Source organism: Lederbergia galactosidilytica, from assembly GCF_017873565.1.
GTDB lineage: Bacteria > Bacillota > Bacilli > Bacillales > Bacillaceae_C > Lederbergia > Lederbergia galactosidilytica.
Window position 1 is genome coordinate 21,918 of sequence record NZ_JAGGKH010000001.1, and the last position, 22,959, is coordinate 44,876.

19 protein-coding genes and 1 pseudogene are annotated in these 22,959 nt (G+C 38.2%); 11 read left to right on the plus strand and 9 right to left on the minus strand.

Features of this window, described 5'->3' with window-relative positions:
• Window positions 1–776: 776 nt before the first annotated feature.
• Entirely contained in the window at window positions 777–1,475 is a 699-nt protein-coding gene (locus J2Z23_RS00110; protein ID WP_209972882.1) for a DUF421 domain-containing protein, read from the plus strand.
• A gap of 268 nt (window positions 1,476–1,743) precedes the next feature.
• Here the strand turns inward: J2Z23_RS00110 and J2Z23_RS22685 are convergent, their stop codons facing one another.
• Together J2Z23_RS22685 and J2Z23_RS00115 are read right to left on the minus strand one after the other, a co-directional pair.
• On the minus strand, window positions 1,744–2,028 hold the full coding sequence (locus J2Z23_RS22685; protein WP_338018399.1) for a DUF3231 family protein: 285 nt from the start codon (window positions 2,026–2,028) through the stop codon (window positions 1,744–1,746).
• Window positions 1,943–2,722 (minus strand): DUF3231 family protein, encoded by a 780-nt coding sequence (locus tag J2Z23_RS00115; RefSeq protein ID WP_338018400.1) that lies wholly within the window; start codon window positions 2,720–2,722, stop codon window positions 1,943–1,945. Before J2Z23_RS00115 ends, J2Z23_RS22685 begins: the two co-directional genes overlap by 86 nt.
• 1,474 nt (window positions 2,723–4,196) lie before the next feature.
• On the opposite strand from J2Z23_RS00115, the gene J2Z23_RS00120 reads away from it, so the two are divergent.
• The 5 genes and pseudogenes from J2Z23_RS00120 (at window position 4,197) to J2Z23_RS00140 (ending at window position 10,060) form a co-directional block, all read left to right on the plus strand.
• On the plus strand, window positions 4,197–6,107 hold the full coding sequence (locus J2Z23_RS00120) for a heavy metal translocating P-type ATPase (protein WP_209972884.1): 1,911 nt from the start codon (window positions 4,197–4,199) through the stop codon (window positions 6,105–6,107).
• Window positions 6,108–6,477: 370 nt separating this feature from the next.
• Window positions 6,478–7,494 carry a DUF3231 family protein gene (locus J2Z23_RS00125; protein ID WP_209972886.1) on the plus strand — a complete coding sequence of 339 codons (1,017 nt, stop codon included), beginning with the start codon at window positions 6,478–6,480 and terminating at the stop codon, window positions 7,492–7,494.
• Window positions 7,495–8,183: 689 nt separating this feature from the next.
• On the plus strand, window positions 8,184–8,423 hold the full coding sequence (locus J2Z23_RS00130) for a hypothetical protein (RefSeq protein ID WP_209972887.1): 240 nt from the start codon (window positions 8,184–8,186) through the stop codon (window positions 8,421–8,423).
• Window positions 8,420–8,647 (plus strand): hypothetical protein, encoded by a 228-nt coding sequence (locus tag J2Z23_RS00135; protein ID WP_209972889.1) that lies wholly within the window; start codon window positions 8,420–8,422, stop codon window positions 8,645–8,647. Before J2Z23_RS00130 ends, J2Z23_RS00135 begins: the two co-directional genes overlap by 4 nt.
• A 403-nt stretch (window positions 8,648–9,050) precedes the next feature.
• Window positions 9,051–10,060, plus strand: a pseudogene (locus J2Z23_RS00140) (DUF1646 family protein).
• Between the two features lie 218 nt (window positions 10,061–10,278).
• On the opposite strand, the gene J2Z23_RS00145 reads toward J2Z23_RS00140, so the two are convergent.
• The 3 genes from J2Z23_RS00145 to yugI form a co-directional block, all read right to left on the minus strand.
• Entirely contained in the window at window positions 10,279–11,625 is a 1,347-nt protein-coding gene (locus J2Z23_RS00145) for a glucose-6-phosphate isomerase (protein ID WP_057984282.1), read from the minus strand.
• Between the two features lie 535 nt (window positions 11,626–12,160).
• Complete coding sequence (locus J2Z23_RS00150) at window positions 12,161–13,405, minus strand: Glu/Leu/Phe/Val family dehydrogenase (RefSeq protein ID WP_057984280.1); 1,245 nt, start codon at window positions 13,403–13,405, stop codon at window positions 12,161–12,163.
• Window positions 13,406–14,266: 861 nt separating this feature from the next.
• The gene (gene yugI / locus J2Z23_RS00155; protein ID WP_209972890.1) at window positions 14,267–14,656 is read right to left on the minus strand and encodes a S1 domain-containing post-transcriptional regulator GSP13; all 390 of its coding nucleotides are present in this window, start codon (window positions 14,654–14,656) and stop codon (window positions 14,267–14,269) included.
• Window positions 14,657–14,876: 220 nt separating this feature from the next.
• Between yugI and J2Z23_RS00160 the strand changes: the two genes are divergently transcribed.
• Together J2Z23_RS00160 and J2Z23_RS00165 are read left to right on the plus strand one after the other, a co-directional pair.
• On the plus strand, window positions 14,877–15,725 hold the full coding sequence (locus J2Z23_RS00160; RefSeq protein WP_057984278.1) for an alpha/beta fold hydrolase: 849 nt from the start codon (window positions 14,877–14,879) through the stop codon (window positions 15,723–15,725).
• A 105-nt stretch (window positions 15,726–15,830) separates the two neighbouring features.
• A complete protein-coding gene (locus J2Z23_RS00165) occupies window positions 15,831–16,997 on the plus strand; it encodes a MalY/PatB family protein (protein WP_209972892.1) in 1,167 nt (388 codons plus the stop codon).
• Between the two features lie 248 nt (window positions 16,998–17,245).
• Here J2Z23_RS00165 and J2Z23_RS00170 read toward each other — a convergent pair whose 3' ends face one another.
• The 4 genes from J2Z23_RS00170 to J2Z23_RS00185 all read right to left on the minus strand — a co-directional run bounded on the left by J2Z23_RS00170 (window position 17,246) and on the right by J2Z23_RS00185 (window position 19,824).
• Window positions 17,246–17,785 carry a superoxide dismutase family protein gene (locus J2Z23_RS00170; protein WP_057984274.1) on the minus strand — a complete coding sequence of 180 codons (540 nt, stop codon included), beginning with the start codon at window positions 17,783–17,785 and terminating at the stop codon, window positions 17,246–17,248.
• Between the two features lie 232 nt (window positions 17,786–18,017).
• On the minus strand, window positions 18,018–18,218 hold the full coding sequence (locus J2Z23_RS00175) for a hypothetical protein (RefSeq protein ID WP_209972893.1): 201 nt from the start codon (window positions 18,216–18,218) through the stop codon (window positions 18,018–18,020).
• Between the two features lie 438 nt (window positions 18,219–18,656).
• Window positions 18,657–18,875 carry a hypothetical protein gene (locus J2Z23_RS00180; protein WP_238456197.1) on the minus strand — a complete coding sequence of 73 codons (219 nt, stop codon included), beginning with the start codon at window positions 18,873–18,875 and terminating at the stop codon, window positions 18,657–18,659.
• A gap of 343 nt (window positions 18,876–19,218) precedes the next feature.
• A complete protein-coding gene (locus tag J2Z23_RS00185; protein ID WP_057984270.1) occupies window positions 19,219–19,824 on the minus strand; it encodes a peptidylprolyl isomerase in 606 nt (201 codons plus the stop codon).
• Window positions 19,825–20,053: 229 nt separating this feature from the next.
• Between J2Z23_RS00185 and J2Z23_RS00190 the strand changes: the two genes are divergently transcribed.
• From J2Z23_RS00190 to J2Z23_RS00200, 3 genes are all read left to right on the plus strand, one after another.
• Window positions 20,054–20,761 carry an SDR family oxidoreductase gene (locus J2Z23_RS00190; RefSeq protein WP_057984268.1) on the plus strand — a complete coding sequence of 236 codons (708 nt, stop codon included), beginning with the start codon at window positions 20,054–20,056 and terminating at the stop codon, window positions 20,759–20,761.
• A 131-nt stretch (window positions 20,762–20,892) separates the two neighbouring features.
• The gene (gene kapB, locus J2Z23_RS00195) at window positions 20,893–21,288 is read left to right on the plus strand and encodes a kinase-associated lipoprotein KapB (RefSeq protein ID WP_057994882.1); all 396 of its coding nucleotides are present in this window, start codon (window positions 20,893–20,895) and stop codon (window positions 21,286–21,288) included.
• 368 nt (window positions 21,289–21,656) lie between these two features.
• On the plus strand, window positions 21,657–22,871 hold the full coding sequence (locus J2Z23_RS00200; protein ID WP_057984360.1) for an MFS transporter: 1,215 nt from the start codon (window positions 21,657–21,659) through the stop codon (window positions 22,869–22,871).
• Window positions 22,872–22,959: the final 88 nt, after the last annotated feature.

Consider the following 22,959-nt stretch of genomic DNA (forward strand, 5'->3'; position numbering starts at 1 on the left):
TTCTACAATTCTTCATAACGATCTTCATTGATCGGGCACTTTTCTTGCATAAAAAGGCGCCTATTCTCTATTTGTTTTTCGGAAGATCTCTTAATCAATCTTTTTGGGGAATCAAGACTAAAATGAAAAGTTTATAGAAGAAATAAGGCTTCTTATTTTGTTTATTTGAACACAAAGTGGAAACGACAATTGCGGCGCCCTTATGTACAGTATGATTTTTGACCGTAGTCATCGTTAATAGAGAAACAAAAATAGCCTATTTTCTATCTTCGTTTACTTATTATCTTCATTCACTGTAAACAACGATAGGACTTGGATAGGCTTAAACCTTAGCTTCAGCCTTTCAAGAAAAATCGTACCCACATAGGCTCCAAGTCAAATCCCTAAGTTTCAATTATATTACAAAGTGATTAAATACTACTCCACTTAACCTAACATTCTTCTTATAATGATAGGTAAGCTTTTAAAGTATCGTCGGCCTTTATTTGAAAACGCTAGCATGAAGTGTGTTTTTTACTAGAGTCTTCCAGAACCAGTTCACACAGGCTGCCACGTTGTTGGCGTGAATTTAGGCCAACAGGGCGTTGGTCAGAACAGCATCGCGACGTAAAGGTCGGACCAGGCGAAGGAACTGTACATTGATCACAAAGGCTTTGCGACCGGATATCGTGCATTTAGATTTGATCCATATCTATTGAACCCTCTAGTATATGTTTAATTTGATTCAAAATGGTTATGTTGATAATAATCTTTGAACGATTGGGGTTAAAAGCGCAGTGAATTTTTTAAATTTGACCATTGAATTGATTATTGGCTTTATCATGTTATTTATTCTCGTGAAGATACTTGGTAAAACCATTATCAATCAAATTACACCTTTTACCTTTATCGGTGCCATTGTTTTTGGGGAGTTATTAGGAAATGCCCTATACGACGAAAAAGTGGGAATCCAATATGTCGTTTTTTCGATGATTCTATGGGCATCTATGTTGTTATTCTTTGAAGTACTTAGCCAAAAGTCCTTAAAAATCCGTCTTATCTCTGAGGATAAGCCATCTGTATTAATCCAGAATGGAATCATCAATCGAGAGCAGTTAAAGAAAAATCGCATGAATCTCAATCAACTTCAAAGTTTATTAAGACAGTCAGAAACTTTTTCCATTCGAGAAGTCGCTTACTGCTATTTGGAGTCCAATGGTGCGATCAGTATTTTGAAAAAATCACAGAAGCAGAAGGTGCAGCAAAAGGACCTTAACCTTCCACCCCAACCTATTTTTGTTCCCGTTACATTAATTAGAGATGGGGAATTATTGGTAGATGAATTAGTGGAAATCGGCAAAAGTAAACAATGGCTCACAACTCAACTGAAAACAAACGGAATTCATGATTCTCGCCATGTATTTATTGCGGAGTGGTTAGAAGGCGATGGTTTATTTGTCCAAACATTTGAGCAGGTAAACGGTACGAACGAATAGTCCTGCCTTCATCCATCTCTTTGTTATCAGCTGAATCATGTTCTATATTAGCATCATTGTGGGTTTCGTCATTTCCCCCGCATGCTGTTCATACAACAGCAATGAATAACGCGATAATACCTAAAAATTAATTTCTTATTCATCCTTTCCCTCCTGCCGCAAAGGGGTTCGCCAAAATATTCACCCGGCCGCCCACCATAGATTTTGAATCATTTTTCTGCAATTTTTTGAAAAAGATTGATCCAAACGGGATCATTGCGATAAAGGATTACAGATCCATTTTGGGCGGTTCCTCAAGCCATCCCTTGGACATCATGAGAATAACACCTTCTAGTGTGTATTCAAATACATCCTTTGCCTGTACCCCTGTTTTTGCTATCAAATCATTTCGCCACAACAAGGCACCACTAAAGCCTTGGCCGCCCAGATTCATACCGCCTAAAAGATAATTACAAAACATCATGAGTCTATCTGAAAATGGAGCGATCGTTGAATTGGTGACTGTTCCTCCCGGTGTAGCCGGGGGTTGAATTTTGCAGTAGGATATCCCCATCTTCTTTTAAAATTTCTTTAGAAAGTTCCATGCCTTTTGTAAAATATTTTTGCACTTCCTTATCTTTCGCACATTGTGCAAAGCCTTTCAGTAATTGCATCCCCATAATATTGGACTCAAACGATCGATATAGTACGCCAAACTCAACGATATTTAATGGTCGCCTATTCCCCAGAATATTGGTGCCTTTCATGTATTGTTTATCCGTTATGAAATCCATTGCCTTTGGCATGGTGACATAATTCGGACGTGGTAGTATCGACTTTTTCAGAAGATATTGTGTAAACAGATTATAATACGTTTCTGTTATTTCAGTAAGTTGTTGATAAAAATGAATGATGTCTTCTCGATAAGATATTGTTAAATGAAGTGCGTACAACCCCGTACTAATTTCCTTCAGAACTCTGCTCAACATTATATCAAAACCATTTTCCCATAACTTTGACGCCCCTAGATTGACATCCTCTTTGGCGAAGCCTTCCGGACATGCCGCCCCTTCATTTTCAAACATAGACTTCATTTCGATAACCTTTGGATGAAGTTGTTCCAACAAGCCTGACATAAGATTTTTGACTTCCTCATCATCGGCTTTCTCAATGAAATATTCCAACATTCGTAAAATAAGTGTTTTTTTATTGTATGTCAACCATAGTGAACCAAGTTCAGCGGCACTCATTTTGGGTTGATTCGTCAATATATAAACCTCCAAATATTTTAAATTCGTGTTCAAAAAGGAGGATAAAAAGGACCAAGAAGTTCGAGGCGGCGCAGCCTTCGAGCAGCGGAATGTACGCATTTAGGTACATGAGCAGCGGAGAAGCAAGCCAACGAAGAAATTCGCAGTGTCATTTTTACCGGACTTTTTGAACATCCTCTTTTAAACGTATTTTTACCGGCACACCGACATTTATTCACTTTTCAAGGGGATCGTCCTTTATCCAGTAACCTTGCCGTTCCAGCATCTCAAAATGCTTGAGTTTTCCTTATATCACACCGTCCTTATTGCCAAAAAGTGAAACATTTTTCACTTCTTTTTAAAAATAAAGGTTCTAAAAGGAAAGGTTTAGGACTTGACATATTTTCGGAAGCAGTAATGTCTTTGGTAATTGAAATTGTCCATAATCTATTCGATTGAGGATCGAATCTATACAATGGAAAGTGCCCTCGCCAAATAGTGGCAGGGTTTCTTAATGGAATCATTTTATTTTAAAACTATTCTGAACTCCTTCTTTTCAAGTAGGCAGCAGAAATAATAATAAAAAAATACCATATAATCACCCGTATGATCAATAACCTTTCTTCCATATGGGAGACTTAGGTATGGTTGAACAATAACTTCTTCTATATCAAAAAAATTACTGATACAATTATCGACTTGATCAAACATTATAACATCTCCAATTATAAAATACTTTTTTACCCTACCCCAAAACACATAAGGCGAAACTCCAATCCGTGAAATTTCTCTTCCATCCCCACTAATTAAAGGAGCAGAGGATAAGATCTAACATGACAATGGCAACAGCTTTCTGATCTATGCCTCGCAGGACGGCCATTACTCAAAAAATGCAGAAGGGGCTTGCTTAACGGGATAATAGAATGAACTGCTAAGTTCGCCCCCTCTCGGCGCAGCGCTTTTCTGACCAACATGCTGTTGTCCTAAATTGAGAGTTTCTGACTGGATAAAGGAAAAAGGCGGCTATTTATGAGCGACAGCCCTCTTCCCTCTATAAGTAGACAACATGATGTCAAAGGACGCTATCATTGTACTATACACATACAGATACTTTTAATTTAATCCCTCATGAGGGTAGTAATCTCCCAGCTCAAGGCTTTAAGAATACGGAGGCACATTGGTGTGAGTTCATCTGCGCAAAATTACCCTTTTCTGCGCCAAAGAGAATAACCAAGTTTTTTCATATTCAATGTTGTCAGAAGCAAGCTAAGATATTTACCATTCATTTAAATTAAAGATTATATAATAATGATTATCCTTATCAATTAAGATATTCCTTTTAATCATGATTATCATTATCAATTAGAAAATGATTTTCTCATTTACAATTGACTCACCGACCATTTTCCAGTACCATTTATATTGTAATAATTATCAAAAAATAAAATTTGTAAAATGCATTTTTTAAAGAGAAATGGAGGCTGACACAAATATGAAGACAGAAGCAGCACAAGCATTGAAGAGTCATAAACCACTCTTAAGGGCAAAACTTTGGGATAGGATGAAAGTGAATGCAGAACTAATTGCAGCGATTGTATGTGGAGTATTCATTTTTCTCGGATGGTTACTTCAACGTGACGGTTTTGAAGTGTCGTCTATCCTATTATTTCTACTCGCTTTTATCATCGGTGGCTTCGCAAAAGCGAAGGAAGGTATTGAAGCAACGATTGCCAATAAAGAGCTTAATGTTGAGATGCTGATGATTCTAGCGGCCATTGGATCCTCTATTATTGGTTATTGGACTGAAGGGGCCATCTTAATCTTTATCTTTGCTTTAAGTGGAGCACTAGAGACGTATACAATGAACAAAAGTCATAAGGAAATTTCCTCATTAATGGAGCTTCAACCTGAAGAGGCATTACGCGTTACGAATGGAATAGAGGAACATGTGAATACCTCAGAATTAATGATTGGTGACTTGATTTTGGTCAAACCAGGAGAACGAGTGCCTTCCGATGGAAAAATTATCAAGGGAATGACGACCATTGATGAAGCGGCCATTACAGGGGAGTCCATTCCTGTTTCAAAAGGTAAGCAGGATGAGGTGTTTGCTGGAACAGTCAATTTAAACGGCTCGATCACCGTTCAAATTACAAAACCAGCGAATGAAACTTTATTCCAAAAGATTATTGAGTTAGTTCAATCTGCCCAGAGCGAAAAAGCTCCATCTCAGCTATTTATCGAAAGATTTGAAGGGACTTATGTAAAGGTTGTCCTAGTTGTAGTAGCCATGATGATGTTCCTTCCCCATTATCTATTGAATTGGAGCTGGGTGGAAACCTTTTACCGTGCGATGGTTTTACTAGTAGTGGCATCTCCTTGTGCCCTTGTCGCCTCCATTATGCCCGCAACCTTATCGGCGATTTCCAATGGTGCTCGGCACGGAATTCTTTTTAAAGGTGGCGTTCATTTAGAAAATTTAAGCCATTTACAAGCCATTGCCTTTGACAAAACAGGCACGCTGACAAATGGAAAGCCAGAGGTGACAGATTTTATCGTCCAAAAAGGGTTTTTAAACGAAGATGTCCTACGAATCGTTGCATCGATTGAAAGCCATTCCAATCACCCACTTGCCAAAGCTATAGTCGTATATGCACAGGAAAAATTGGAGAATAATCTTATTCATCCAGAAAGTATTGAGGATTTACCTGGCTGGGGGGTTAAAGCAATCATTGATCAAGTAGAGTGGAAAATTGGCAAAGCCGGGTTTGTGAAAGAAGAAGATGCTAAACAATCTGCTGAGAAGCTAGCTGGTGAGGGGAAAACCGTTGTCTTCGTACAAAAAGCTGAAAAGTTAGTGGCATGTATTGGCCTGATGGATCAGGTTAGGAAGGACACCCCGCTGGCTGTTGATCGTTTAAAAACGCAAGGGATTTATACGATCATGTTGACTGGTGATAGCACCAAAACAGCCAAAGTTATTTCCGATGCTAGTCATGTAAATGAATACATCGCCGAATGTTTACCAGAAAACAAGGTAGAACATGTAAAGCAACTGAAAGCAAAGCATGGAAATGTTGCGATGGTTGGCGATGGGATCAATGATGCCCCTGCACTTGCAACCGCAAATTTAGGCATCGCTATGGGAGGCGGAACCGATGTAGCACTTGAGACAGCAGATATTGTCCTAATGACAAATGATTTACCGAAAATTTCTGGAGCCATTCACCTATCCAAAAGGATGAATAGAATTATCAAACAGAACATCATTTTTTCAATCAGTATCATTATCCTTCTTATTACCTCGAATTTCTTACAAGTAGTGGATTTACCGTTAGGTGTCATCGGTCATGAAGGTAGTACCATTTTAGTCATTTTAAATAGTCTAAGGCTACTAAAATAAGCAATACAAAACTGATTGGGGAGTACTCCTTAATCAGTTTTTGTGTTAATACAAGTCCCTTTTTACTTCTTAGTGACCACAAACTTAGCAGCCTCGGATTCTACTATTATCCTTACGGCCTATTATTTTTTAACAGTTTTTGAACATTACCATGCGTAGCCTATACAACCTATGTGATAACTCCTGTTTTCCGATTACAATTAATTTTTGGTCTATCACTGAATCATCCTCCCTTTCACAGCCCTTATATTACAGAAAGGAAAGATTGGCCATACAGGTTTTAAATTTAATCTTGCCCGAAACTAAAAGCATTTGAAAGCCAATAATAACTAAATTTTTGGACATGATAATTTTTTGAGGAGGTTATAGAATGAATAAAAAGATTCATCTTACTTCGGGTGAAATTGCTTCTTTATGGACAGGCTATATGAATGATAGTATGTCCAAATGTATTTTAAGTTTTATGCTAAAGTACATTGAAGATCCTGATATAAAACCTGTCGTGCAATATGCTTATGATATTTCAAGCAATCATCTAGAGCAATTGGTCACTATTTTTGAAAACGAGCAATACGCCATTCCCAATGGTTTTACCGAACAAGACGTTAAGATAAGCGCCCCTTGGCTATTTACGGACTTGTTTTGTTTAACCTATGTGAATCATATGGCTAAAGTAGGAATGCTAGCATATAGTGGTTTTGTTTCTATGAGTTATCGGGAAGATATCTGTCATTATTTTTCACAGGGCTTAAGCGAAATCAATCATCTTTATACTGAATCATTAAAAATTGCTCTTTCCAAAGGGGTTAGCGCCAGACATCCATATATTGAAGTTCCAAAGGAAACGGATTATGTTGACAGTAAGCGGTATTTGAGTGGTTTAAATCCCTTTAGTGGAAAACGATCCTTAAACTCCGTTGAAATTAGCCATTTGTATATGAATATCCTTACCAATTCAATGGGAATTAAATTATGCCTTGCCTTTGCCCAAACCTCCCCATCTAAGGATGTACAGGATTTTATGCTTCGTGGGAAAGAAATTTCACAAAAACATATTAAAATTTTTGTGGACACCCTTTTGAAAGATAATATCGAAGCTCCACAGGTACCTGATGTCAGTGTAAGTGATTCAACAGCACAAACATTTTCGGACAAATTGATGATGTTTCATATGTCTCTAATAAGTGCGTCAGGAATAGGAAACTATGCAACGGCCGCGGCTGCAAGTCAGAGAACCGATTTAATCTTAAATTACGAACGTTTGTCATTAGAAATTGCCAAACTAGCTAAAAACGGGGCAGATATTATGATTCAACATAATTGGCTGGAACAGCCTCCCGGGACTACAGATCGGGAAAAATTGGCGAGGAGTAAGGAAAAAAGCTGATCCTATTGGTCAGCTTTTTGTTAGTATTCCCACCAATAAACCTAAAGAGGTCTTAATATCGGAAGACTATTACGTTCAGAAAGCGTGCAAATCATTGTTAATTTTGATGATAAGTGTTCCGCGGTTAGCCAGTCTTCCCAAGTACCTATAAGCTTGAGACAATGTCTGGATGGCCGATATTTAATGAATACGCAAGTGGATAAAATTCCTAACTTCCCATTCCCCCATATCCTAATATACGAATCAAGGTTATATACAGGCCAACTATTTAACCATGACTGAGTTTCTTTCCGAATTATGGTTCTCCGAATTAAGCAATGCAGAATATAGAAGCCCTCTCATACACCTTCCTATCGCATAAACTGCCAGTAAAAACCCTCATTCCCATGCATCATCATAAATTGTAGGTTATATTGTCCCTCCATTTTATTTTCACTACTCACATGCGTATCCCAGATTTCCAATTCGCACTCTAACATGGCGTCATTTCCCTTATATGTTCTAATTCACGTAAAGTTACGTCTAATATTTATATACCATGAAAAAATTCTTTTGTAACCCGCGTGTCTATGTAGTATTTCATTAATTTTATTAATGTTTTTAACAGAAGAGTGATATCTTAAATGTATGCTCCGGGAAACATCAAATAATAAATAGACAATAGGCTAATTGTAGTCTTTCCGATTCTTTTGTATGACGAAGAAGAGGATTTTGGCAGAAGACGTAGACCGAATAGAAATGTCGCCTTAGAGTGTAGTTGCTATGTTTTAGGTGATACTATGCGTAATCCAGAATGTGGTTGCGGACGTGAGGATCCCGACAGAATTGAAAAGCATATTTATCATCACATTGTAGGGGATAACCAACAACACCATAAACAAGTCCCAGATAAAAAGGGGGCGGTAAAGGCTGTGCATGTCACCAATTGAAAAATACTGCTCTTAATACTGAAGTGGTTATTTTTCTAGAAGGTACCACTGGTCCTATTACGGGTGTGTTATTTATTAGTTATGATCCAACAACTGACTGCGCTACCTTTAGTCTACCTGGTGGACCGGGAATACCGGGACCGGGACCGGGACTGGGACCAACACCAACAGCAAACACTTTAGTAGTTGATTGCAAGAAGATCGCAGCTCTTCTTTACCACTAGCGTTACTTCTGCTTTATTTGGGTATTAAAATAAATCCTTCGCCAGCTAAAAGGCTTCTTCCTTAGGAGAAGCCTTCTTTTTGTATAAAAGACTTTGCCAAGCCTTTCATGATATGTTACACTAAATCCCAATAGGCCTATTATTAAATTTAAATACTATGTAAGTTTTTTTAGAAGGAGTCTGTCACCAAGGGGAAATTATGTTCTTTGGTAGATAGACTCTTTTTGTGTTTTTTCATTTTTATTGAGAGGGAGGCCTGGTATCCAACGAAAAAGCTACTTTTTAATGTATATGTAGAACAAATAAAATGATCCTAATTAGATCAATTCGTCACCATTTTTGAAAAGAAGGGGGAAATCTTTGTGATCATTGGGTTTTAACGATCATCTTGTTATTAGTTCTCTTGCTTCCTTTTACGAAGTTCGTAGAACGCAATCTCGAAGTATTCTTGTTTATTATGGGAGTCCTATCTGTCTTAGTCAGCCAAGTAATGGATTGGCCGCTCATTAAGGAAGCATTACTCCATCCAATCAACATTACAATCGCCGTATTAGTTGCAGGACTTCTGTTCCACTGGTTTAAAGCCCCGCTTGAAAAAGGAATCCTTGGGATGAGCAATGCGAAGCCATATCGTTTGTTTATTGCCTTACTTGTCATTATCCTCGGACTGCTTTCAAGCCTAATTACAGCGATTGTTGCTGCTGTAATTCTTGTATCAGTCATTAGCGTACTCAAGCTGGATCGAAAATCGGAAATTAGACTTGTCATCCTCGCCTGCTATGCAATAGGAATGGGGGCTGTATTAACACCCATTGGTGAACCATTATCAACCATTGTTGTAGGGAGTTTATATGAAAGCTTTCTTTATTTGTTTAAATTAGTTGGGGTCTATGTGATCCCAGGTGTTATTGTTTTCGGGATCTTAGCCGCGTTTATGATCAAGCCCAAAGGGAAATCAACCAAAAATAAGAACCAGGCTCATGGTGAAACAGAAACGAATGATGAGTCTGTATCTGAACAAGAGTCCTATATGGAAATTGTTGTCCGCAGTTTAAAGATTTATATTTTCGTTATGGCCTTGACGTTTTTGGGGGCAGTTTCCAGCCTTTTATCGAGAAATTCCTGCTTGATTTAAGTCCACTTGCCCTATACTGGATTAATATGATTTCTGCTGTCCTAGACAATGCTACCTTAGCTGCAGCTGAAATAAGTCCAGCCATGAGTGAACCAACCATTAAGGCCATATTGCTCGGGCTTCTTGTTAGCGGAGGAATGCTTATTCCAGGAAATATTCCGAATATCATCGCCGCCGGAAAGCTGAAAATTACAAGTTTGCAATATGCAAAATTTGCTTTCCCTGTTCGTTTGATTGCCATGGCAGCTTACTTCATTGTAATCCTGATAACCGGTTAATTAATTCTTGGATCTGTAGATGCCTAGGAGTTGCTGTTTTAGCAGAGGCTCCTAGGCATCTTTGTTCATTTTATAGATAAGATTAAAGGATTGAATATAGCTTGCCAGTTATTAGTTTAGTTTTATAAAGAGATTGGCTTGGAAAAACTTCTATCAGCCTGGATAAGCTATTAGCTCAAATAAAAAAACAGCCCCCAAAGGAGACTGTTCATAAATTCTTATAATCTCTTTTCAAGTTCAGCCTTTTTATCTTCAAAACCTGGCTTTCCAAGCAAAGCAAACATATTCACTTTGTAGGCTTCAACTCCTGGTTGGTCAAAAGGATTAACACCAAGCAGGTAGCCACTAATCGCACAAGCTTTTTCAAAGAAGTAAGCAAGATAACCGAAAGTATAGGCATCCATTTCCGGAATTTCAACAACTAGATTCGGCACTCCACCATCTGTATGAGCAAGCAAAGTTCCTTCGAATGCTTTATCATTCACAAAATCAATTGTTTTGCCTTCTAGATAATTCAAACCATCTAGATCAATTTCTTCGCCTTCAATTATAAGTTCGTGGCGAGCATTTTTTACTTTAATGACGGTCTCAAATATGTCACGACGCCCTTCTTGTACATATTGACCAAGAGAGTGAAGATCTGTTGAGAAATTAGCAGAAGAAGGATAAATACCTTTTTGATCTTTCCCTTCACTTTCGCCGAATAATTGTTTCCACCATTCTGCGAAATATTGCAGACCAGGCTCATAATTGATTAACATCTCAATTGTTTTCCCTTTATTGTATAAAACATTGCGGATTGCAGCATATTGGTAAGCTGCGTTTTCTTTTAGATTAGGCGAGCTAAATGCCTCACGAGCGTCTGCTGCCCCTTTCATCATCGCTTCAATATCCGCTCCACTTACAGCAATCGGCAATAAACCAACAGCCGTTAGAACAGAATAACGTCCACCTACATCATCAGGAATCACGAAAGTTTCATAACCTTCTTCATTCGCTAATGTTTTCAGTGCTCCTTTTTCACGATCAGTTGTAGCGAAGATACGAGTTTTCGCTTCTTCCGCTCCATATTTTGCTTCTAATAATTTCCGGAAAACCCGAAAAGCGATTGCTGGTTCTGTAGTTGTTCCAGATTTTGAAATGACATTAATGGAAAAATCTTTCCCATCCAATAAATCCATTACATCACGCATATATGTAGAGCTAATGCTATTTCCTACAAATAATACTTGCGGTGTTTCTCTTTTTTCTTTAGGCAGTTCATTGTAAAAACTATGGTTGAGCATTTCAATCGCAGCACGTGCCCCAAGATAGGATCCACCAATTCCAATGACTAGCAGAACATCACTATCTTCTTTTATTTTTGCGGCTGCTTTTTGAATCCGGGCGAATTCTTCACGATCATAATCAACAGGCAAATCAATCCATCCTAGAAAATCAGAGCCTGCACCTGTTTTATCCTGTAGCTGTGTATGGGCTGTTTCCACCGCCGCTTGCAAATAATCGACCTCATGTTGTCCAAAAAATGCAAGGGCCTTGGAATAATCAAAATGAATATGTCCCATGCTAAAACCCCTCCCTATAGATACATTATTCCTTAACTTTAGCCGAATAAAGAGTAATTTTCAAGTATCTTGACGAAAAACAGCAACTTGATCATTAAAAAAGCTATTTTATCAAATTAATGCCCCTATCCGGGAAAATTCAATCTATAGAGGAATTGGAGCCTCATGATTTTCTTCTTAACGGGCTAGGAGCGTTAAGGGCTGGAACTTTCCCCCTGCAATTTTTAGATGGCGGACGTTAGAGTCGAAAGCCGTTCCCTTGCGAATTTCTTCTTAACCAACTAGTAACGTTTGGCTCAAAGCTTGCGTTCTCCTCATTTTCTATCAAGATTAAAAAGTAAAACCCCAAACTCAGTAAATGAATGTTCATGCTCACTGGGTTTGAGGTTTCTCCTCTGATTAGAATTTAAATCATACTTCCTTCTTTGGTTCAGGAACATTTAGCCAACAGAATGTAGCTCAGAACGTCGTTGCACAAGGACGGCGTGTTCTGTTCTTCCGCTTAATAGCCTAAGCGGCCGTCTTTCGCTTTTCTTTAGACCCAGCCTCTGAATCTTGAGGCTTCGGCGGTGTTACGTAGTCCGACCATATAAGCTGCTAAGCGCATGTTGATTTTCCGGGTTTCTGCTGTGTGGTATACATTTTCGAAGGCTTCAATGAGTTTGGAAGTTAGTTTTTCATTGACTTCTTCTTCTGTCCAATAATATCCTTGGTTGTTTTGTACCCATTCAAAGTAAGAAACAGTGACACCACCTGCACTCGCCAATACATCTGGCACGAGTAGTACACCTTTTTCAGTCAAAATACGGGTTGCCTCTTCAGTTGTCGGCCCGTTCGCCGCTTCCACAACGATTGATGCTTTAATATTCGGCGCATTTTCCGCTGTGATTTGATTAGCAACAGCCGCCGGTACAATAATATCGCAATCCAATTCAAATAGTTCTTTATTGGAAATTGTATTTTCAAATAAGGTTGTGACTGTCCCGAAACTATCACGACGATCTAGTAAATAATCGATATCTAGTCCATCTGGGTCATGCAAGGCTCCATACGCATCGGAAATCCCCACAATTTTCGCTCCAGCATCATAAAGGAATTTCGAAAGGAAACTACCTGCATTACCAAATCCTTGAATGACGATACGGGCATCTTGTAATTTTAAACCTCGTTTTCTTGCTGCCTCTTCAATACAAATTGTTACACCTTGGGCTGTTGCCTTTTCTCTTCCTTGTGAACCCCCGAGTACAATCGGTTTACCTGTAATAAAGCCAGGAGAGTCATTTTCACGCAAATGACTATATTCATCCATCATCCATGCCATAATTTGTGAGTTTGTAAATACATCTGGCGCTGGAATGTCTTTTGTTGGACCAACAATTTGACTAATAGCTCGAACATATCCGCGACTTAGGCGCTCAATTTCACTCATCGACATTGTCCGTGGATCACAAACGATTCCACCTTTTCCTCCACCATATGGAAGATTTACAATCCCGCATTTGATTGTCATCCACATCGACATTGCTTTTACTTCTTCTTCATTTACATCTGGATGAAAGCGGACGCCCCCTTTAGTGGGACCAACAGAATCATTGTGTTGGGCACGAAACCCTGTAAACACTTTGATAGACCCGTCATCCATACGAACCGGAATTCTCACAGTCATCATTCTCATTGGTTCTTTTAACAGTTCATACATTTCTTCGCCAAAGCCAAGTTTGTGGAGACCATCTTTGATAACCTCTTGAGTTGATGTAAATAAGTTAAGATTTTCCACCATCGTTTTATTTCGCCTCTTTATTCATTAATCAATTTATCTTACATTCAAACACGACTGTCATATCATTTCATCATTATGATTACATAAAAACATTTGTATTTCTAATTATTAGGGGTACGACATTTTCATTTTTACATAAAAGATGGAATAGGTCCAAGCGAACGCTTCCAATGCTTTTTCGTTTTTAAAAATATCATGATAGGTTGGATACTTAAGAAAATCCTCGATCGTTTACAGAAATATCTTTTCTCATCTGTTTAATAAGAACTCTATTTTTCCCCTCTCTGCGACGATTTTTATGAAGTTAGCCAGTGATATATTTCCTTATTCCATCCTATTTGTATGCGATGACCCCTCCCCATTCATTCATAATTCCATGCCTCTTCATATTACCATATTCTCCTCGCATTGGAATAGGTCTATTCAATAGGAACAAAAAGAAATATGCATGTTGTTGATCTGTGATTCATCACCCGGGCAACAGGCACCGCTGCTAGGAGAAAGATAACTCTGAAAGGGAGATTAATTGTTGAATTACGCAATGTTTCTGGAGGCAACGACTTAGCTACCACCACTATTACGATGCGATTATTTTTAGGTTCATAGACCATTTCTAAAAAATACCTTTACAGGAACTAGACAATGTTTTGCTTCATAGAACTCTCTATGAATACACTATTTCAGAAGCCGCAAGATTTTGACTCTATAAACTCCAACGAGCTGCTTTCATTGCGGACAATAGCAAGCAAAGAATCTTTCTCGCTTTGGATAAAAATTAAGTTAGCCTGTCACTATAAATTTATAATAGGCATTATCCGAAAAGGAGGATGTCCTATTGATCAGACATCCTCCATCATTCACTTATTTCTTTAGTAAATCTTTATTATCAGATTGCTTAATCCATTCTTGCAGTTTATCTTTTAATGTATTGAATCCTTCGCCACTTGTTTCAGCTGTGGAAACATTTGCAGGTTTACTTGGCTTCACTACTTTTGGCTTAGCTGGCGGCTCCTCTGTTGCTTTAATAGAGAGGCTAATTTTGCCATTGTCTGCGTTCACTTCTAAAACTTTCACATTCACTTCATCCCCAACAGATAGAAATTCGTGAATATCTTTTACAAAGCCATGTTTAATTTCTGAAATATGGACAAGCCCTTGTGTTTGGTCATCTAAGGCCACAAAAGCACCATAAGGTTGAATACCTGTTACTTTTCCTGTCAATACTGTGCCTGGTTCATATTTTGTCGTCATGGAAACACTCCCAATTTTCATATAATATCTTCTATTTTACGCAATTTTATATTTTAACATAGATTTTTATCCAAATCAAAATATACGCTTCGCCACTATTTTCTTTTCCCGTTATTTCCTTGCTTAAACCTCGTTTAAAAATTTTAGTTCGGGTAAACTAAGAAAAGCAGAAATGTCTCTCTGGCTGATTCAATATGAGGATAAGAATGGAGGTGAGTGGATGACAACCCTGTTCTCTAAACATTCCGCCCATATAAATAATATTGATCTCTACTATGAATCTTATCACCAGCAGCACGCACATGAAGTTCCAACCATTTTATTAATTCATGGGTTTCTCTCTTCAACTTTTAGTTTTCGCAAATTAGCTCCACTTCTGGCTAATGATTTTCATGTTATCACCGTCGATTTTCCTCCGTTTGGGAAAAGTGGGAGACCTTCTTCTTTTCATTATTCTTATCAAAATATCGCCCATACTCTTTGGCTCTTATTAGATCAGTTCGATTATTCATCTTTAATTGGCATCGGCCACTCCATGGGCGGTCAATTAATCTTTAATATGATGCATCAAAGACCGAATCGTATCCAAAAAGGGATTTTTCTTTGTAGCTCTGGATATTTATCAAGAATAAAGCCACCATACACTTATTTATCGTACTTACCTTTTTTTGAAAAGGTCATTAAACGTCAGCTCGGAAAAACTGGCGTATTAGGCAACTTACATCAGGTCGTATATGACAAAAATATGATTGATGATGAGATGATCCGTGGCTATTCCGAACCTTTTGAAGATGATAAAATGTTTCGTGCCTTTAAAAAAATGATGCGGCACTGGGAGGGGGACTTGCCTTCTGAAATTTTGCAAACCATTCAAGTACCTTGCTTGTTTATTTGGGGAGAAAATGATCGTGTCGTTCCAATGAAGACAGGGAAGCGGCTAGCGCAAGACCTACCCAACTCTCAGTTTATTTCTTTGCCACACACTGGCCACCTGCTTCCCGAAGAAAAGCCGTGGGAAGTATATCAGCATATAAAAGATTTTATCGATATTGCTGATAGGAAGCGGTGACATGTAAAAAGGAAGATCAATCGGACTTTTGAAACAATCTCTTTCAAAATAAATTAAAAATCGCTAGAATAGAAAGAGACATAAGTGTGCTGAGGAGGAAAAGCAATGTACAAGTTAAATGAAAAAGCCGACAGAATCAATACCTCCTCCCTAAAATGGGATGGAATGAAACCGGCCTTCGGAAATAATGAACTTCTACCAATGTGGGTAGCGGATATGGATTTTAGTCCACCTATAGCTGTAATTGAAAAGTTAAAAGAAAGAATCGACCACGGAGTATTTGGCTACACAATTGCCAATGAAAATACAGCTCAGGCCATCGTAGATTGGACAAGCAAACGACATGGCTGGGAGATCCAACCGGAATGGATTTTATACAGTCCTGGTGTTGTCCCTTCCATTGGGATGGCCATTCAAGCTTTTACCGAAGTAGGGGATAAAGTTTTATTACAATCCCCTGTATACACACCTTTTTTCAACATGATTGAGAATAATATGAGAGAAGTTGTCAACTCTCCTTTAAAATTAGTAAATGGCCGTTATGAAATAGATTTTGCTGATTTTGAGGAAAAATTAAAATCTGGTGTAAAACTCTTTTTATTATGTAGTCCCCATAATCCTGGCGGTCGTGTATGGAGCAAAGAGGAATTAACAAAAATTGCTGAGCTTTGTAAGCAGTATGGCGTATTGATTGCGGCGGATGAAATTCATGCTGATATTACCTTTGCGCCACATCAGCATTTTCCATTAACATCGCTAGATCCGTCTTATCAAGATTTTGTAGTAACATTTATGGCACCAAGCAAAACCTTCAATCTTGCTGGTTTACAAGCATCATTCCTCGTTGTTCCAAATCAGGAGATGCGCAAAAAACTCATATTGATTCAACAAACAGTGAATCTTACAAGCTTAAACACATTCGGAATGATCGCCATGGAAGCAGCTTATCGTGATGGAGAAGAATGGTTAAATGAATGTATCGATTATATTGAAGAAAATATAAATCTTATTGATGAAGTCATTTCCCAATCCATCCCAGAGCTTGAAGTAATGAGACCAGAAGGAAGCTATTTAGTTTGGATTGATTGTCGTAAAACTGGTTTAAATGATAAACAATTACGAGATACCCTTTTAGAAAAAGCCAAATTAGCCGTAAACTTTGGTGCTTCTTATGGAAAAGGTGGAGAAGGTTTCATTCGCTTAAACCCTGCCTGCCACCGCTCGATTGTGGAAGAAGGATTAAATCGATTAAAATTAGCGTTTGAATCATGATTATCATCTTGTCATAGTAAAATTCCATGAAAATCACTAGTCCTTTTAGAAAATCAAAGCACCCAATTCATTATGTGGGTGCTTTTTCATACTTTCGCTTGTGAATACTTTTTAAATGACATGACCATAGGACAAGGTCGAGCATATGGCCTGGTGTATCCCGCGACAGGAACATGTTAGAACGGTGAAGACATGAGGTCCTAGCGTCTCTAGTCATTCCTCATACACCCGCTTGTACCTCTGTTTTATCATTCTTTTTCCGTCGCAGGTTGCTTATCTTTTGTGATTTCCCCACAAGCAATTCGTTCGCCCGAATTTCCTGCTGGCTGGCTCATCCCGTCGTCTGCGTCTTCATGAATCACGATCGATGTACCATCCACTGTATAGAGGGAGCCATTCCCTTCTTTAAATTTAATTCCTTCGGCTACAAAGTCTACTTTTGCTTTTCCATCTTCATCTACCATTAAGTTAGGAAGATCCCCTGCATGTGGACCTTTCGGGTTCAATAATCCATGCTCTTTATCATCTGGATTAAAATGATCCCCGGCTGAAAGAAAATTCGGAGGTTCGCATTTCCATTGATCATGAATATGCATCGCATGTTCACCAGGTGGGAGTCCTTCTAAATCAACCTTGATCTTTATCCCACCCGCTTGATCATCCAATGTCACTTTTCCTAAACTATCACCATCCCGATTAATTACATCCACTTCCAACTTTTTCGGTGGTGTGCCACTTTCACAAGCAATAAGCAGAAAACAAAATAGAAAAGGGAAAATTTTTTTCACGTATACCCCTCCAAAAAAAGAAGTCATTGTTCGTCATTATTGCCATCGTAAAAATGAAATATCCTTTTCGGAGAGAAGTTCTTACGATTACTTAAAAAATAGCACCACCAAATGTTTTAATTAAAGTCTTATTATAATGTCACCCAGTAACATAGGGTGAAAGAAAAGGATAAATACACAGGGGATATACCTCCTAAGTTTCTTCAACTAAATCTCCCGTTCGTGCAATACATTAGCTTTTGTTTTTCTGGAGTAAATCTATTATGTAAAAAAGTTGGGTTACAATAAATGAACCAATGAGAATTAAAAGTAATCCTATAACCATATCGACTTCACCAGCTGAATCAGGACCGATTAATGATGGGATAATAAAGATGAATGATACTATACCTATCATTATAGCTAGCAAAAAAATACTTATATAACGTCCCAATACTTCCCCTCCCGTATATAAAAAATCGTCTCCACTTATCGTAGAATGACCCATTTGCTTAATCAATACATATCTCTAATTTCGGAACTAACTCTTTTTAGTTATGGAAAAAATCTTTGATTGCCAAACAACGTAATATGAAGAGAATTGAGCAACTGTTCGTCTTCAGCACTTGCATCAGCTTGGGAGGAATACCCGCTCTGGATGTTTCTGTTTAATTGTCCCACATATACTTGTTGCAATTAAAGTAATTTTCACTTAATAGTCGTGGTAAAAAAATGAGGTCAATAAGAGATCAAATCAATAAAAAAGTACACCACTACTATTTAAGTGATGTACCGATTTTATTATTGGGACGAAACATTAAAGACAAATTACTGCTCTCATCATAAAAATTTACACTCACTTGTCTTTAATTTTACACATAGGGGCAGTTTTTTATGAATGTTGATTTTTCTGTTCTTCCTTCAACCGCTCTTCTAATTCCTTCGCCTTTGCTTCTTGTTTCTTGGAAATCTTTTTGAAAAAGAAAACAACTAAGCCCGCCACGATAACGACAAGGACTAATTGGATAAAAGCAGGAATATATTCAGTTTTATCCTCCGGAAAATACATTGGGATAATATTCAACACAAAAAAGTGAAAGATTGATAACAAAGGAAACATCCTTTCTCATTGCTTAGGAAAATATCAGATCCTAGCTTGTGGATTATAAATAGTAGGTATTTCAGTGTTCAGCGCCTGCAAACTTTCGGGCCCTCCTGTGATACTTCAACATCCATCTGCTTTAAACTCATGCTGTTTCCTATATCTCGTCCAAGCCCCTCTAAAGTTTGTACGCCGCTAATGGCCACCATATGCTTTTGTTATAAGTATGACTCTATTTATTATATCAAAGCAGTCCACCAAGAACCAATGATCATCTTCGACAAATATGTGAAAACCGCCATATTGCTATGGCGGTTACTGTTAACAAACATTTTTTTAAAACAAAAAAGATTTAGTCCTTAATAATATCAATACTTTCAATCACAACATCTTCCACTGGCTTGTCACCAGGTTGTGTTTCAACGTTTGCAATTTTATCTACGACATCCATACCTTCAATTACCTGACCAAATACAGTATGACGGTGATCTAAATGAGGTGTACCACCTTTTTCCATATAGGCATTAATAATTTCCTCTGGAAAACCAGCTTTCTCCAGTTGTGGTTTAAAGCCAGGATCCATATGATTATTTTGGACAATAAAGAATTGGCTTCCGTTTGTATTTGGGCCAGCATTCGCCATGGAAAGCGCTCCGCGAAGATTAAACAGATCTAATGTGAATTCATCTTCAAAAGAGTCTCCATAAATACTTTCTCCACCCATTCCAGTACCTGTCGGGTCGCCCCCTTGGATCATAAAGTCAGGAATGACACGATGGAAAATAATGCCATTATAATACCCGTCTTTCGCATGGGTCACAAAGTTTTCAACTGTTTTTGGCGCTTGTTTCGGGAAAAGTTTTATCTTAATAGAGCCCTGATTCGTATTCATTTGCACGACTTTCTCATCTTCTGCTACTTCTACTGATAATTGTGGATATACTTGTTGATCTGTCATCTCTTCATCTCCTTATATTCGAACCCTGTTCATATGTATATTTCCTTCAAGATGTTACTTTACAGGATTTCCCATTAAATCGCAACAAGTGCGCTATATTGATCGAAATTCAAATATTTTTAGATAGAAAACGGCAAAAGAAGATTTTCTCATGTTTTTACTAAAGCAAATTAAGAAAAATGAAAACCTCCTCAAATTATGTTACTTTACAAATGGGAGGAGAATTCAAATGAGTGAACAACAATTAAGAGGAAAAACGGCGATCGTAACGGGAGCAAGCAGTGGAATCGGAGCTGCGATTGCTAAGGAACTGATGAAAGCTGGGGCCAATGTTGTCCTTGCTGCAAGAAACGAGCAAAAGCTTGCGGAAATAACGGCGGAGATTGAACAAAAAGAAAAGTTTCTCTGTATAAAGGCAGACATGACGAAGCAACAAGATGTCGATGCCCTAGCAGAACGCACGAAAGCAAAATTCGGAAAAGTCGATATCCTTGTCAATAATGCCGGGATGATGGGATCAAGCTCTGTTGTCAATGGTGCGGTTGCTGATTGGGAGCAAATGATTGATATTAATATTAAAGGTGTTCTTTATGGTATTCATTCTGTGCTACCTGAAATGGTAGAGAGAGGAAATGGCCATATCGTGAATATCGGTTCTGAATCAGGCTTTGAGGTTGAGAAGAGGCTTACAGTATACTGTGCCACGAAGTTTGCTGTACGTGCGCTTTCTACAGGCTTGGAAAAAGAACTGGCTAAAACAGGTGTACGTGTGACCAATATCTCTCCAGGTATGGTGGAAACACCACTAAGCTCTATGAGTCCCTTTGAAGAGGACAGAAAAAAACTGAAAGCAACGGACATTGCTCAAGCGGTTATTTATGCCGTGACCCAACCAGATTATGTGAATGTAAATGAAATTACGGTTAGACCAGTGTAATAGCTTTTTATTTGGGCTACTGGTCACATTAGAACCAGCTCCATTGAACTTTCACAAAAATTTAGCCCGCTTTCTTTTTATCCCAGAATCTTTCATAATAGAATAAGTAGGAAACAGGAAGGAGATTGGCTATGAATCTTGGTGATATTATCGTAACTAATAAAAAAACGGGGAAATATATCGGGGAAATTACGGCTATTCAAGGAGATATGTTAACAGTCCGAATTTTAGCGGTACTGAATCATCCTCGCCAAGGGGATCTACATAATCCGCTGCAAGCAGATGTCCCCTTTTTTCATGAACGCAAAGCTTTGGCATATCGTGAACAAACAAATATACAAGCGCGGATTGCTAAGGCTTATGAAGGAGAAATTCCCGACTACAAAGACTCTTTAAAAAAAGCCTTCCAAGCTTATAAAGAGAAGCTTGAAACGGAACCAGAAGAGGCTTATAACAAACTAGCTTTACAAGCATTAGATAGTATCGCTAAAGAATATACATTGATGTATTCCATCACATTTGATTAATGCCCAGTATTGGGCATTTTTTCGTTGGAAACAGAAATAACAGGAGTCGAGTATTCGAATGATCATGTAGAAAATATGAAATGATACTCCTGCAAGAGAATAAGATAAGGCCTCGATGAGACCACCCCAGTGCGCAATGAAGGATCAAATGCTAAGTAAGTTTGTGACCTACAACCTATAGGTCTAGCCCGTAAAAAACGAGCATACTTCATTTCGCGGCATTCAAAAACAATTTCTCGTCCCACATTTTTTCCCATTCCCCCAGGAATCAACATCAAAAAGAAAGGCAAGGCTTATTGAATTATTTTATCATTGTACTATAATATTATTTAGTGTTACGAAATAAATATTATCAGGAAGGTGTTAATATTAGTATTGCAAAGCGAAATTTGCTGATCATGTGGTTTTGTAACTTTTTAGTTGCGGCAAGCATGACGATGGTCGTCCCATTTATTTCTTTATATATTGAAACTTTCGGAGATTTTAGTGATGAGTATGTGCAAAGATGGGCGGGTTTAGTTTTTGGGGTAACATTTATAAGTGCTTTTCTTTTTTCTCCTCTTTGGGGGAAAATTGGTGATAAATACGGATTTAAGCCGATTCTCCTCATTACAGGATTTGGAATTGCTTTATCCGTTTTTATTATGGGAATTGTAAGTAATGTGATTGGACTCTTCATCCTACGAATGTTCATGGGGATTGTAACTGGCTTTATCCCTACGTCCATTGCATTGATTTCGAAGCAGACGCCCAAAAGTGAAGCTGGTAAAACACTTGGGACATTACAAATGGGGAATGTTTCAGGTAGCCTTTTTGGTCCTTTGCTTGGAGGTTTAATGGCGGATACCTTTGGTTTTCAATATACATTCATCCTAACCTCAATTGGTGTGGCGATTGCTTCAACTGTTGTTCTTTTTGGAATACGAGAGATTAAGCAAACAGAAGAAGAACTTAAAAATATAAAACCACATACAAGTAAAGATGTAATAAAATTGATCTTTAATCGAAAATTGCTGATTATGGTGATGCTTGTTGCCTTGCTCATTCAAATCGGTAATTTCAGCATTCAACCGCTTTTAGCCTTGTATGTCAGTGATCTGACAAAAGCAACCAGTGTCGCATTTCTATCGGGTATGGCCTTTTCCGCCACTGGTTTTGGAAACTTACTTCTTACCCGCCAATGGGGAAAATTAGGAGACTCTATCGGCTTTGAAAAAGTTTTACTCATTCTACTGGTACTCGCGTCAATCTTAATTGTTCCTCAAGCATTCGTCTCTGAACTTTGGCAGCTTGTCCTCTTAAGATTTTTATATGGTATGGCTGTTGGCGGTATGCTCCCTTGTATTACAGCTTATATTCGTCTTGAAGCGCCGCTCGATATGCAAGGAGAAGTGCTAGGTTATAATCAAAGTTTCCGTTTTTTAGGCAATGTAATTGGCCCAGCATTGGGAGGTTTTGTCGCAGGCTTCGGAGGAATTTCCAGCGTCTTTTATGTAACAGGCAGTTTATTTCTCGTTGGCTTTGTTCTGCTATTCGTTAGCTTAAAACATACCGAGCAAAAGAATTTAAGTGAGAGTTTTTAATACTTCCTATCTAAACAAAAAATTTGCTCTCCCTGTAGCACATGGACAGTTTACTTTTTTGATCGCCCGCAGTTTATGTTTGAAACCT

Coding starts and splice junctions, on each gene's coding strand:
- kapB (WP_057994882.1), top strand. CDS start 20,893: ATGAATCTTGGTGATATTATCGTAACTAATAAAAAAACGGGGAAATAT.
- J2Z23_RS00150 (WP_057984280.1), bottom strand. CDS start 13,405: ATGGTGGAAAATCTTAACTTATTTACATCAACTCAAGAGGTTATCAAA.
- J2Z23_RS00165 (WP_209972892.1), top strand. CDS start 15,831: ATGTACAAGTTAAATGAAAAAGCCGACAGAATCAATACCTCCTCCCTA.
- J2Z23_RS00185 (WP_057984270.1), bottom strand. CDS start 19,824: ATGACAGATCAACAAGTATATCCACAATTATCAGTAGAAGTAGCAGAA.
- yugI (WP_209972890.1), bottom strand. CDS start 14,656: ATGACGACAAAATATGAACCAGGCACAGTATTGACAGGAAAAGTAACA.
- J2Z23_RS00190 (WP_057984268.1), top strand. CDS start 20,054: ATGAGTGAACAACAATTAAGAGGAAAAACGGCGATCGTAACGGGAGCA.
- J2Z23_RS00125 (WP_209972886.1), top strand. CDS start 6,478: ATGAATAAAAAGATTCATCTTACTTCGGGTGAAATTGCTTCTTTATGG.
- J2Z23_RS00120 (WP_209972884.1), top strand. CDS start 4,197: ATGAAGACAGAAGCAGCACAAGCATTGAAGAGTCATAAACCACTCTTA.
- J2Z23_RS00160 (WP_057984278.1), top strand. CDS start 14,877: ATGACAACCCTGTTCTCTAAACATTCCGCCCATATAAATAATATTGAT.
- J2Z23_RS22685 (WP_338018399.1), bottom strand. CDS start 2,028: ATGGGGATATCCTACTGCAAAATTCAACCCCCGGCTACACCGGGAGGA.
- J2Z23_RS00145 (WP_057984282.1), bottom strand. CDS start 11,625: ATGGGACATATTCATTTTGATTATTCCAAGGCCCTTGCATTTTTTGGA.